General features: G+C 62.2%; 10 protein-coding genes and 1 tRNA gene. 4 read left to right on the plus strand and 7 right to left on the minus strand.

Translation table 11 applies throughout. The features are described from left to right. Nucleotides 1–102, minus strand: a 102-nt coding sequence (rpmH, locus tag VGO12_RS24245) for a 50S ribosomal protein L34 (protein ID WP_327497279.1), incomplete at its 3' end; no start/stop codon positions are given. A gap of 391 nt (nucleotides 103–493) precedes the next feature. Here rpmH and VGO12_RS24250 point away from each other — a divergent pair. From VGO12_RS24250 to VGO12_RS24265, 4 genes are all read left to right on the plus strand, one after another. After that, nucleotides 494–2494, plus strand: coding sequence for a methyl-accepting chemotaxis protein (locus VGO12_RS24250; RefSeq protein ID WP_327515288.1), 2001 nt, complete (start codon nucleotides 494–496; stop codon nucleotides 2492–2494). A 428-nt stretch (nucleotides 2495–2922) separates the two neighbouring features. Next, entirely contained in the window at nucleotides 2923–4404 is a 1482-nt protein-coding gene (locus tag VGO12_RS24255) for a HAMP domain-containing sensor histidine kinase (protein ID WP_327515289.1), read from the plus strand. A 345-nt stretch (nucleotides 4405–4749) separates the two neighbouring features. After that, a tRNA-Arg gene (locus VGO12_RS24260) sits at nucleotides 4750–4826 on the plus strand. Between the two features lie 440 nt (nucleotides 4827–5266). After that, on the plus strand, nucleotides 5267–6136 hold the full coding sequence (locus VGO12_RS24265) for a DUF6625 family protein (RefSeq protein ID WP_327515290.1): 870 nt from the start codon (nucleotides 5267–5269) through the stop codon (nucleotides 6134–6136). Between the two features lie 238 nt (nucleotides 6137–6374). Here the strand turns inward: VGO12_RS24265 and VGO12_RS24270 are convergent, their stop codons facing one another. The 6 genes from VGO12_RS24270 to VGO12_RS24295 all read right to left on the minus strand — a co-directional run. After that, nucleotides 6375–6965, minus strand: a complete 591-nt coding sequence (locus VGO12_RS24270; protein ID WP_327515291.1) for a hypothetical protein — start codon at nucleotides 6963–6965, stop codon at nucleotides 6375–6377. Between the two features lie 321 nt (nucleotides 6966–7286). Continuing rightward, nucleotides 7287–7664, minus strand: a complete 378-nt coding sequence (locus tag VGO12_RS24275) for a MerR family transcriptional regulator (protein ID WP_327515292.1) — start codon at nucleotides 7662–7664, stop codon at nucleotides 7287–7289. Nucleotides 7665–8409: 745 nt separating this feature from the next. Continuing rightward, on the minus strand, nucleotides 8410–8841 hold the full coding sequence (locus VGO12_RS24280) for a DUF1810 domain-containing protein (protein ID WP_327515293.1): 432 nt from the start codon (nucleotides 8839–8841) through the stop codon (nucleotides 8410–8412). Nucleotides 8842–8887: 46 nt separating this feature from the next. Beyond that, a complete protein-coding gene (locus VGO12_RS24285) occupies nucleotides 8888–9874 on the minus strand; it encodes an aldo/keto reductase (protein WP_327515294.1) in 987 nt (328 codons plus the stop codon). A 78-nt stretch (nucleotides 9875–9952) separates the two neighbouring features. Further along, nucleotides 9953–10537 carry a YigZ family protein gene (locus tag VGO12_RS24290; protein ID WP_327515295.1) on the minus strand — a complete coding sequence of 195 codons (585 nt, stop codon included), beginning with the start codon at nucleotides 10535–10537 and terminating at the stop codon, nucleotides 9953–9955. Nucleotides 10538–10900: 363 nt separating this feature from the next. Next, the coding region (locus VGO12_RS24295) for an aldehyde dehydrogenase family protein (RefSeq protein WP_327515296.1) at nucleotides 10901–12200 on the minus strand (1300 nt) is incomplete at its 5' end.

The raw sequence follows: 12200 nt of genomic DNA on the forward strand, positions 1-12200 counted from the left end.
GCGGGCCGAGAGGACCTTCTGGCCACCCTTGGTAGCCATGCGCGAACGGAAGCCGTGACGACGCTTGCGGACAAGCTTGGACGGTTGGTAGGTACGCTTCATTTATTTAATACCGCGGTGTGCGGCCCTTCTTGGGTTTGCGTGTAGCAAGGAGCGTTTACGTTACCGGACGCGGCTCCGCCTTGCGGGCAGAGGGCTTGACCGGACGTGCGCGGCTTATAAGGGTAAATTTCCCGGAAAGTCAATTGCCGTCGGCGATTCAGCGCGTGCGGCATCATCAATGTGACCGCTCGTGGTCGAGAGAGCGAAATCCGGGCACAAGGGCGGATCAGCTAGCCGAGATTGGTAAACAGAGCGCTAAGCCCGCCTCCCCAGAATGCCTGATCACCGCGATGACCTTTATTAACCACGTCTATTTTAGGGTCGCCTCGGTGCAATGGGGTCGCGGCACGTCCGATAATCGGGCGGGCCTTCCGGCCTTGTGGAGGTCGGGATGAAAATACGCGGTAAGATCAATCTAATTGTCGGCATCATGAGTGTGCTGGCGGTTGCTGTGACCGGCATGTCGCTGATCGCTGTCAACAAATACAACGAGAAATTCCACCAGTACGAGAACGTGGCGACGCGCGCCTTCAACGCGGAACGCCTCAACCGACTGGTGACCGCGGTTGTCATGGAATCGCGCGGCGTATACGCCGCCCCGACCGTCGAGAAGGCCAAGCCCTTTGCCGAAGGCATCCGCAAGAACCTCGACAAGATCGACACGCTGCTTGCCGAGTGGCGCCCGCTGATCCCCGCCGAAACCAAGGCGTCCTTCGACACGCTGGTCGCCCGTGCCGCCGAATTCAGGACGTTCCGCGTCGAGACGGCGCGGCTTGGCGAAGAGGTTTCGCCGCAGGCTGCCAACGAGCAGGGCAACACCGACGCCAATCGCGCCAACCGCAAGGCGTTCCAGGAACAGATCGACGGCGTCGTCGACATCAACCTGAAGACGCTTCAAGTCGTGACGGCCGACACGGCCGTGTTCGAGCGCAACGTCATCATCACCATTCTCGCGATCGCCGGCCTCGGCCTCATCGCCGGCATTGGCGCGGCCTTCTATATCGCTACCAACCACCTGAGCCGTCCGATCCTCGAATTGACCGGCAAGATGAAGCAACTGGCTGGCGGCGATCTCGCCGCGAACGTGCCCTTCGTCGGGCGCAAGGACGAGATCGGCGAGATGGCGGAGGCCGTCGAGGTCTTCAAGCAGAACGGCCTTGCCGTACGCGACCTCAACGCACAGGAAGCGGTGCTGCGTGAAAAGAGCGCTGACCTGCAGTCGAGCATCGGCGTGGTGGTCGCGGCTGCCGCTGCCGGCGATTTCACCAAGCGCATCGGCAAGGACTATGAAAACGACGACCTCAACCGGTTCGCCAAAAGCGTCAACGAACTGGTCGGCAGCGTCGATGCCGGTATCGCCGAGACCCGTCGCGTGATTGCAAGCCTGGCGGCCGGCGATCTGACCCAGAGCATGAACGGTCACTACCAGGGCGCCTTCGCCGAGCTGCAGCAAAACGTCAACGAGACGCTGTCGACCCTGCAGAAGACGCTGCGCGAGGTGCGCGTGACGACGGACTCGATCAACGGCAATTCGTCCGAGCTGCGTTCGGCCGCCGATGATCTGTCGAAGCGCACGGAACAGCAGGCCGCAGCGCTTGAGGAGACGTCCGCAGCCCTTGACCAGATCACCGTCGCGGTCAGAAGCTCGACCGAGCGGGCGCAGGAAGCAACCGTCATGGTCAACGAGGCCAAGCACAGCGCGGCGCAATCGGCAGCCGTCGTGCGCAACGCCGTCGATGCCATGGGCCGGATCGAGCAGGCCTCGAGCGAGATTGGCCAGATCACCAATGTCATCGACGAGATCGCCTTCCAGACCAACCTCCTGGCGCTGAATGCCGGCGTCGAGGCGGCCCGTGCTGGCGATGCCGGCAAGGGTTTTGCGGTCGTCGCCCAGGAAGTGCGCGAGCTCGCCCAGCGCGCCGCAAGCGCGGCCAAGGACATCAAGTCGCTGATCTCGAAGTCGGGCAGCGAAGTGGCGACCGGCGTGCGGCTGGTGCAGGAGACCGGCTCGGCTCTCGGCGAGATCGAGGAGCGGGTCTTGAAGATCAACGACCACATCCACTCGATCGCAACGGCAGCCCGCGAACAGTCGACCGGCCTCAGCGAAGTCAGCACGGCCGTCAACCAGATGGACCAGGTGACCCAGCAAAACGCGGCGATGGTCGAGGAAGCGAACGCGGCGACGCACAAGCTCTCCGGCGAAGCCAACAACCTTGCCAACCTCATTGCCTACTTCAAGGTCGACAATGCTGCCGCCCGCCCGGTCGCCGTGGCGCGCGAGACGTCGCAGCCGGTCGCATCGCCGGCGCGGCGCATGATGGGCAATGTCGCCCGCGCCTTCGGTGGCGGATCGGCCGCAGCCGTTGCCAAGGACGACTGGGAAGAATTCTGATCGCCTGATTGACGGCTGAAGTGATGGAGCCCGCGGTACCGACCTGGTGCCGCGGGCTTCTCATAATCTGGCGATGCCAGGCGATCGGACCGGTGTTCCCTGGGTGACATACACCTGTCCGGAAACTGCGCAGATAGGCCCGGTGAGGGTGGTCGCAGCGCGATTTCGGATAGGACGAAAGGCGGCGGCTCAGGGCCCCCCGGGGCGATGGGTGCGTGCTTGCGGGCCGGAGGTCTGCGAAATGGGCCCGCGATTGCGGGCGGCGCGCGTTCGATGAGGGTTCACGCCTTTGTCGCACCCGTCGAGCCGTTGTGCGTTTGGAATTCCGGCGGCCATCTCCTATGATGGTCGTTCGACGCGAAGCCCCTGGGTTTGGGTCGTTGTGCAAGGCCCCAGGCGTTTTTGATGGGCAGGGAAATATCTAGGGCATGGCGGAAGAGACGCGTCCGGCGACTGAAAACGAAGCACCGAAGACCAGCGTGGGTTTTTTCCGCGGTCTTTCCGGCAAGCTGCTGTTGCTGACGATCGTCTTCGTCATGCTGGCGGAAGTACTGATTTTCGCGCCATCCGTCGCCACCATGCGCATGCGCTGGCTCGAGGACCGGCTGAACACGGCAGCGGCGGCCGCCGTCGTCGTCGACGGTCTGCAGAATGTCGAGCTGCCGCGCAGCGTCCAGAAGGACACTCTGATGGCGACCGGCACCAAGGCGATCGTCATCCGGCGCAAGGATGCCTCGCGCATGATCGCGCTCACCGACATGCCGCTCGAGATTGAAGGCGAGTACGATGTCGCCAACGCGACCGCCTTTGCCTCGATCCGCGATGCGTTCGACACGCTGCTCTTCGGCGGTGATCGGGTGATCCGCGTCTATGGGCCGCTGGGCGAAAGCGACGCGACGATCGAACTGCTGATGAAGGATGCCAGCCTGCGCAAGGCGATGCTCGTCTACTCGCGCAATGTCTTTGTCCTGTCGCTTCTCATTTCGCTGATCACCGCGGCGCTGATCTTTCTGGCCATCAACCGCATGCTGATCGCGCCGATCCGGCGGATGACGGCAAACATGCAGGACTTTTCCAATGATCCGGCCGACCCTGGCCGGGTTCTGGTGCCGCCGGAAGGCAGAGACGAGCTCGCCGTCGCCGGCCAGCATCTCGCCAGCATGCAGCGAGAGCTGCAAAAGACGCTGAAGCAGCAGAAGAGCCTGGCGGAACTCGGGCTTGCCGTGTCGAAGATCAACCACGACATGCGCAACATCCTGTCCTCGGCGCAACTGATCTCCGACCGGCTGGCCGACGTGGACGATCCGGTGGTCAAGCGCTTCGCTCCGACCCTGCTGCGCACCATCGACCGGGCGGTCGGCTACACGCGCGAAGTGCTTTCCTACGGCCGGACAACGGAAGCCGAGCCCCATCGCCGTTTCGTGGCGCTGAAGCCGCTCGTCTCCGACGTTGCCGAACTGCTGGCGATCGATCCGCAGGCCGGCATCGACTTTCAGATCCAGATGCAGGACGACCTGGAGGTCGACGCCGACAGCGAGCAGCTCTTCCGGGTGGTGCACAACATCTGCCGCAATGCGGTGCAGGCGCTGACCAGCCACGAGGCCGAGGATGGCCGGCCGCGGACGGTTGCCGTCTCCGCGATGCGCATCGGCAGTGTCGTCACCATTTCCGTCGACGATACCGGTCCCGGCATGCCGCCAAAGGCGCGGGAAAACCTGTTTGCCGCCTTCCGTGGCTCGGCGCGCTCCGGCGGCACCGGGCTCGGCCTCGCGATCGCGCGCGAGCTGGTGCTGGCCCATGGTGGCACGATCGCGCTTGTCGAGAAGCCGACGCCCGGCACCCTCTTCCGCATCGAGCTGCCCGACCGTCCCGTGCCGCTCGACGCCTTCCGTTCGAAGCTGCGCCATTAGGGCGGTGCACGGGCAGACGGTTCGCGTGAGCGGCGCTTGATCGTTTGTCGCCAGCACCATCTCGTCGGCATCGTTGCTGCCATGGGGCGGATTTCCGCGCGAGAGATCGGCGTGCCTTGCTGGTGCACGTGGACGGCTGCCAAGCGCAATTATTTTCGAAAACGGGGCTTCCGATCGCAACGCCTTGCTTTCCAGCGGGTTCGAGCGCGGGCAGGACGTTTCCGTCCACAGCAAAGCGGGCCTGTCGTCGTAAAAATGAAATTTTTTACAGAACGGCGCTTGCAATCCCCGGAAGGACCCTTTAGAGAACCGCTCACGCAAGCGGTTTGACCGCTTCCGCCAAACGCACCCGTAGCTCAGCTGGATAGAGCACCAGACTACGAATCTGGGGGTCAGGAGTTCGAATCTCTTCGGGTGCGCCATTCTTTTCAATGACTTAGCTTTCATGCCCGCAAGGGCCGATCGAATGTCATTCTGACGGCATTCTTGCGCTCAGGCCTTGCCATATTCCGCAACAGGACGATGGGCAACGTGCAATATTCGCATGTTCGCGCGACACCGCCGACGCTCGATGATTCGTGCCTGCGTTGGCAGGTCGGTTGCTCAGTGATGATTGGCCAAGCTGCTTTTCCTGTGGCCCGGTATCAGGCAACGTAGGCAGGATGGATACGCCCTGGTGTCATGCTCGGCAATCTGGCCGGTCGCGACGATCTTCAAAACACCGCTGGCATCGGACAGGGCTCCGATTGAGTGCCTCGATCTGTGAGAGGAGGCACTGGATTCTTTCAACCTCGGCCAATATGCAGAGCGCGTCAACCGTGGGTGGACAATTTCGGCCTATGAATATTGAAGGCTAATTTACATGAAAAGATTGCTGCTAATCTCGCAATGGTTTGGGAAATGGCCTGAGTGGATAAATTTCTTTATCGAATCATGTAAGCACAACGATGACGTTGATTGGTTGATAGCAACGGATCAATCCGAGCCTGAAAACAAATCCCCAAACGTCAAATTCATGCGCTATTCGTTTGAAGACTATAGGGAAAAGGTTTCGAATGATCTCGGCGTCGATCTTCACAATCTGACCGCATATAAGCTTTGCGATTTAAAGCCGTTTCTAGGATTGATTTTTGAAAATCAGCTGGAAGACTACAGGTCTTTTGGATACTGCGACATTGACGTTGTCTGGGGAGATATACGGTCGATATACACCGACGAAATTCTTGACAAGTATGATGCGATTTCATCGCACTCGGATAGAATGGCTGGTCATCTGTCGATTTTTCAAAACACAACCAAGATGCGGACATTCGCCAAGCGCATCCCGAATTGGCGCGAGCGAGTGACTGCTGTCGGCCACTTCGGTTTGGACGAGGGCGCCCTGACAACGATCATGGTGCCGAAACGCAAGCACTTCGTCAAAAGACTATTGGCGCCGAAGTCGCTGCTGGTCGAGCGTTACACCACGCCTGGCGGCGGTGAGCGTCTCTGGCCGGATGGTTTGCATAGCCCTGATCAATGGACCTGGAAGAATGGACAGTTATCGAACGAGCGGTTCGCGTCCGGCTTGTTGTATCTTCATTTTATGTTTTGGCATTCCAGTCGCTGGCGGCGTCCGCACACGGGCGAGGCTCCATGGCTGAGCTTGGATAGCATTGTCCAATGTGATTGGCGGGAAGCTTCGCAGAAGGGATTTTCCATTTCGCCGGACGGAATTCGCTTGTTGGCTTGAGCGGAGCAAAGGCTCTCGGTCCGACCGGCATTTCCAGTTCGACTGCCCTGTCTGTAGCGCCCGAACATTTTGCCCGAGCCGTGCGTCGCGAGCTTGCGTTTCGCGACGCACGGCTTCTTTCCCCCGGGCGCTTTCCTCTGCAGCGCTACAGCGCCCCGCGTCTTGTCAGGCGTCCAGAGGTCGCTGCGATATTCGGGCGGTCCAGAGGAGTGGCGATCCCCTTGGTCCGGCCAGTCAATCAGGACTGGCCCACGCCGTAGCCCTTCTCGACAAGCCAGGCATCGTGCAGCCATTTTTCCGTCCCGCGGCGACCCGGAAAGCTGATCCAGTGAATGTCGCGCTCGAAGACCATGACCTTGCGGTCCGCGCCGACGATGACCCACATCCAGAGACCGTCGGCCTCGTTGCGCATCTTGACCTTCATGCCTGTGAGGATCAGGTCTTCGGCGCGTCCGTTGCCGGCCACCCGCAGCGGCTCGTCGTGCGGGTCAATCCAGCTGATCCGCAGCCCCGGCAGAAGGTCCGGCGCCGCCTGGCGCAGGAATTCCATGGCGATCGCCCGTGCCTCCTCCTGGCTCGGCAACTCGCCGCCAACCAGGTCGAGATCGATCCGTGCAAACCCCTTGAGGCGCCCGCCGTCGGCGATGACGGTGCTGAAATGTTCGCCGCCAAGCCCGGCACTGCGTCCGTCCGCTCGCTCGTAGCGGATGAGTTCTGCATCGTCGCCGTCAACGACGGCAGCGCGACGGCCCACTTCGCGGTAGCCGGCCGGCATCACGGCCTTGATGGTCGTCGCGACCGGTTGAGGTGTCGCGCGTGCTTTGGTCATCGTCCTTGTCTCCGCATGGACCGTACCGGAGACAATCGGACCGGCAAGGAGGCTAAGGGCGACGGCCGCCGCCAGGGTTCTGATCGTGTCTTGTGCATGGCGATGGCTCCTCTCGTTTTGGAAGGGATTGGGGCGGGGTATGAGGATCGCGCGGCCGAATATGGCCGCGAAGGAAGCGACGCGCGGCGCACAATCGTCGAGCGGTCGGTCGCGAATGTCGCGGTCGGCGACGAAGCCGGGCGGAGTATCAATGAATATAAATCTGACGTCAGGTGTAGATTGAGAAGAGAGGTCTCCTTTCGCGCGCGGTCTTGACCTGAGTTATTTGCGTCTCGCCTGCGCGATCAACGCATGCATGCGGGTGATGTTGGTTTCAAGGTCGTGCTTGAACGTGGTGAGTTCGTCGAGCTGGGCGTTCGCCTTGGCGAGCTGGGCTTCGAGGATTCCAAGCACCTTCTCCTTTCCCTTGATACCGCTCGCATCCTCGAAATAGAGGTCGAGGACGGCCGCGATCTCGTCGAGGCTAAGGCCGAGGCGCTTGAGCGCCGCAATCTTTTCCAGTCGCTTTTGTGCGGAGGCGTCATAGTATCGATAGCCCGCCCCTTCGCGCTCGGCCGGTTTGATCAGGCCCAGCCTCTCATAATAATGGATCGTGCGATGGCTGACGCCGGCACGCTCCGACAGTTCTCCGATTTGCATGAGGGACGACACGAGGCACCTATCTAAACCTGACGTTGGGTGTAGATTTAAGGCGGGAAGCGCATTCCGTCAATGGGGTTGCAGCGGGTTGCAACCTCCTGGTGCTGGCGAGCGGCGCCGGGATCGCTCCCGATCCGGGGATGCGTGATGTAAAATCAAGGCCCTAAGCAGGGGAGGGCCGCCTTGCATGCCGTCGCGACCACGGGAGACTTGCCGCCGACATTCCGGTTCCATCGATCGATGCCGATGGCCCGCCGAGGCGGAGACGAGAGCATGTCGCGGTCCGCCGCGCTCGGGAAAAGATGGCTTAGCTTCAAAGTGTTACGGCGTATTTCAGTCGTCATCCGAACGAGCGGATGTCCCGCTGTGATCACCCGTCAAACGAGCTAGAAGACAATTTAGTATATTAGTATATTATAAATCACATTGCTCGCCATTGTTGTGCGTACGGCGGACCGCGAGGGCCTTGGAAGACGAAAATTCAGATCACGAAACGCGCCAAGGCCTTCACGATCTTTTGACGCCTGCATGTGAAAATCGGCTGGTCGACCCCCTATATGAAGGAGGTAGAGAGGGCCGATTTCAGAAGGGAGGTGCCGATGTATCGCTATATGATGAAAGAACTTCTGGTGATCGTTGCAGGCCTGTCCGTTTGTGCCTTCATGATCCTGTTCTTCCTGGTCCACTCCACGCCGAGCCTGCAATAGCGGCTAACGGCCAAGCACCGTCTCCGGCGCATGCGCAGTCAACGCAGTTGCGCAAGAAGATCGACGGTGCGTTGATCCTTATTCCCCTCGAAGTAGCGCTCCAGCGCCCGTTCAAACGGTCCTCCTTGCCGGTCAACGTCGGCAAACAAGGTCATCGAAGACCAAAACTTCCTGTCGTCAGGTTTTGAGAAGATGTCGTTGGCCGATTTGCCGATAACGGCATTGGCAAGCTCGGTGCATTCCCGCAGTCTGGGCCCGAGCACCGGATGGGCGAGATAGGCTTCCGCCTCCTCTCGCCCGGAAATGGCATAGCGCTCGGCCATCGGAGAATGCCCGAGGCCGGCGAGCTGCGGAAAGACGAACCACATCCAGTGGGTCTCTTTGCGGCCCTGCCGCAGTTCTTCCAGAACCGCGGCATGGACGCGGTCCTGGGCATCGACGAAGCGTTGGAGCCCGAAGGGATCAGGCATCGCAGCAACTCCCCTGGATGCGCTCGCCTCGGGGCGAGCGTTTCAGCTACCAGCGATGATGAACATGGACCTTAACCAGTCGCTCGTAAACATCGGCGATCGCGGCCTTCTTCCGTTCGTCGATGGCCGCAAGCGCGCTCGCAGCCGCGTTTGACTGCGCCTGCGCCTCGTTTCGGGCGCCGGGGATGACGACCGAAACGGCCTGCTGCCCAAGGATCCAGGCAAGCGCGAATTGCGACATCGCCACCCCCTCAGGCACCAGCGGACGCAGTTGCTCCACCGCTTCCAGCGCCGTATCGAACGGCACCCCGGCAAAGGTCTCGCCGACATCGAAGGCTTCGCCGTGGCGGTTGAAGTTGCGATGATCGTCGGCGGCAAAGGCGGTGTCACGGGTGATCTTGCCGGACAGGAGCCCTGAGGCGAGCGGCACGCGCACGATTACGCCGACATTCTTCTTGGCTGCCTCGGCGAAGAACAGGTCGTGCGGCCGCTGGCGGAACATGTTGTAGATGATCTGCACGGTCGCGACGCCAGGATACTCGATCGCCTTCAGCGCTTCCTCGACCTTTTCGACCGACACGCCGTAGTGGCGGATCTTGCCCTTGGCGACGAGCTGGTCGAGCGCTCCGAACAATTCAGGTCTGTAGTAGACCTCGGTCGGCGGGCAATGCAGCTGCACGAGGTCGAGCGTTTCGACGCCGAGATTGGCAAGGCTGCGGTCGATGAAGGCCTCGATGTTTTCGCCCGTGTAGCCCTCGGCCACATGCGGGCTGAGCCGCCGGCCGGCCTTGGTGGCGACGAAGGGCTTATCGCCGCTGCGTTCTCTCAGGACCGCCGAGATGATCTTTTCGGAGCGCCCGTCGCCGTAGACGTCGGCCGTGTCGATGAAGGTGACGCCGGCATCAAGTGCGGCGTTGAGCGCACGCTTGCCGTCCGCTTCGCTGACATCGCCCCAGGCGCCGCCGATCTGCCAGGCGCCAAAGCCGATCTCGGAAATGCTGGCCCCGGTCTTGCCGAGAATTCTCGTCTTCATGATGTCGCCTCCTGCTGTGGGTCGATCGTGGGATCGATGACGCGCTTCTATACTGTCTAGCGACGGATCGGACGAGCGCTATTCGTCGAGCGAGACAACCGCCTTGCCGCGACTGAGATCGACGACCATGCCAAGGATTGCCTCTGCCTCGTCCTTGCGCAGGTCTATGGTCAACACCGGGCCCTTGTCGTTGAAGCTCTCGCCGGCGATGGCGACGCCGCGGGCAAGAAGCCGCGCCTTAATCAGCGCCATGTCGGAAAAGTCGATGGCAACGGTCGCGCGCACGGTCTCGATCATCTCGATCTTTTCCGCCGCCCGGAGACAGAGGGCGGCCGTGCCGCCATAAGCGCGCACCAGGCCGCCGCTGCCAAGCAGGATGCCGCCGAACCAGCGGGTGACGACCACGACGACCCCGTCGAGTTCCTGGCCGTCGATGGCGGCGAGGATGGGCTTGCCTGCCGTTCCGCTCGGCTCGCCGTCGTCACTGAAGCGATAGGCCTGGCCGAGGCGCCAGGCCCAGCAATTGTGGTTGGCCGTGGGGTCGGAATTGGAGGCGAGAAAGTCCTTTGCCGCCTGCTCGTCGGCAATGGGTGCGGCTATCGCCACAAAACGGCTCTTCTTGATGTCCTGGCTTGCCGTTTCGATGCGCTTGAGGGTGAACATGGCCGCTTCCGTTTCTTCAGAAGCTGATAGCGGATTGCGGTGAGGGGCGCCACCACGGTTTGGGGCGCGGCGGGTCTGGTCCGGCATCACGCGCCCAATGTACGGGGCCGGCATTGCCTCTCTGCCGTCATTCCTGTGCCTGTCACAGTTGCCAGTCACGGAGCGTCTGCGCCGTGAGAGAAGACTGTCATTGTTGAAACAGCTTATCGCGCCGCCGACGCGGCGCGGCTGGATCCCTGTGACGGGGCACAGGGATGAGGTGGTGGGGAGTTTGGTGTCCTCCCCCCATTAACAGTTGGGGGAAGGGGAACATCCAGTGAGCGACCTTTGATCGGGCTGGCGCCCGTCGACCAGTGGCCCTTATCAGCCGATCGCCATCAGGCTGGCGTTGCCGCCGGCCGCCGCCGTGTTGATCGAGGTCGAGACTTCCTCGAGCAGCCAGTTGAGGCAATAGGCATCGGGGTTCTTGCCGATCTCTTCGGTTGACGACGCCTGGACGAGCACGAGCGGACCCGGCAGGCCTGCGATCGCCTTGCTGACTTCGCGCACGCGCGCACCGTCACCTTCGACGAGCGCGCCGGCGTAGGGACCGTCAGCCGCCCAGTCCTTCGACCAGGAAAGCCGTGCGGTGACGCTTGCCGGCAGGCCCTTTAGCGATGCCTGGAGGCCAGAGGCGGCGTCGATGACGACGGTGTTGCCGGTCGCAAGGGCTGCACCCAGCTGGTGGTAGAGCGCGGTTTCCGTCGCCGGAACGAGCAGCACGCGGCCGCGCGGATGCAGCGCATAGAGGTTGCGCTCGCCGACCGGGCCCGGGAGTTCCGAGATGAGGCCGAGGGCCGAATTGCTGCCAGCGGTGCGGGCGGCTTCGGCCTCGACCTTGGCACCCTTGCCGTCGAGCCACTTGGCGAAATCGAGCAGAGCGGGATCGGTGTGAACCGAGCTGTGCTGCGGCGGAACCGGGGCCGTGGCGACAAGGCGGCCGAGATAGAGCGGGCCACCCGCCTTCGGGCCGGTGCCGGAAAGGCCACGGCCGCCGAAGGGCTGAACGCCGACGACGGCGCCGATGACGTTGCGGTTGACGTAGAGGTTGCCGGCCTTCACCCGCGAGGTGACATGGGCGATCGTCTCGTCGAGGCGCGTGTGCAGGCCGAAGGTCAGGCCATAGCCGGTAGCGTTGATGTCGTCGATCAACCGGTCGAGATCGTCGCGGCGGTAGCGAATGACATGCAGCACCGGACCGAAGACCTCGCGCTTGAGATCCGAGAGCTTGTCGAGCTCGATGATCGTCGGCGGTACGAAGGTGCCCTGTTCGGTCCCGGAGGCCGGGCCAATCTGCTCGACCTTCCGGCCGAGGCCGCGCATCGTTTCGATGTGCTTTTCGATGATGCCCTTGGCTTCCGCGGTGATGACGGGGCCGACGTCGACCGAGAGCCGGTCCGTGCGGCCGATCTTCAGCTCATGCAGGGCGCCCTTCAGCATCGAAAGCGTCCGGTCGGCGACGTCTTCCTGCAGGCAGAGAACGCGCAGCGCCGAGCAGCGCTGGCCGGCGCTGTCGAAGGCCGAGGCGATGACGTCGCCGACGACCTGTTCGGCAAGCGCCGAGCTGTCGACGATCATGGCGTTCTGGCCGCCGGTCTCGGCGATCAGCGGGATCGGCCGGCCG

This window comes from Ensifer sp. (assembly GCF_035999135.1).
Taxonomy (GTDB): Bacteria; Pseudomonadota; Alphaproteobacteria; order Rhizobiales; family Rhizobiaceae; genus Ensifer.

Coding starts and splice junctions, on each gene's coding strand:
- VGO12_RS24250 (WP_327515288.1), top strand. CDS start 494: ATGAAAATACGCGGTAAGATCAATCTAATTGTCGGCATCATGAGTGTG.
- VGO12_RS24255 (WP_327515289.1), top strand. CDS start 2,923: ATGGCGGAAGAGACGCGTCCGGCGACTGAAAACGAAGCACCGAAGACC.
- VGO12_RS24265 (WP_327515290.1), top strand. CDS start 5,267: ATGAAAAGATTGCTGCTAATCTCGCAATGGTTTGGGAAATGGCCTGAG.
- VGO12_RS24270 (WP_327515291.1), bottom strand. CDS start 6,965: ATGACCAAAGCACGCGCGACACCTCAACCGGTCGCGACGACCATCAAG.
- VGO12_RS24275 (WP_327515292.1), bottom strand. CDS start 7,664: ATGCAAATCGGAGAACTGTCGGAGCGTGCCGGCGTCAGCCATCGCACG.
- VGO12_RS24280 (WP_327515293.1), bottom strand. CDS start 8,841: ATGCCTGATCCCTTCGGGCTCCAACGCTTCGTCGATGCCCAGGACCGC.
- VGO12_RS24285 (WP_327515294.1), bottom strand. CDS start 9,874: ATGAAGACGAGAATTCTCGGCAAGACCGGGGCCAGCATTTCCGAGATC.
- VGO12_RS24290 (WP_327515295.1), bottom strand. CDS start 10,537: ATGTTCACCCTCAAGCGCATCGAAACGGCAAGCCAGGACATCAAGAAG.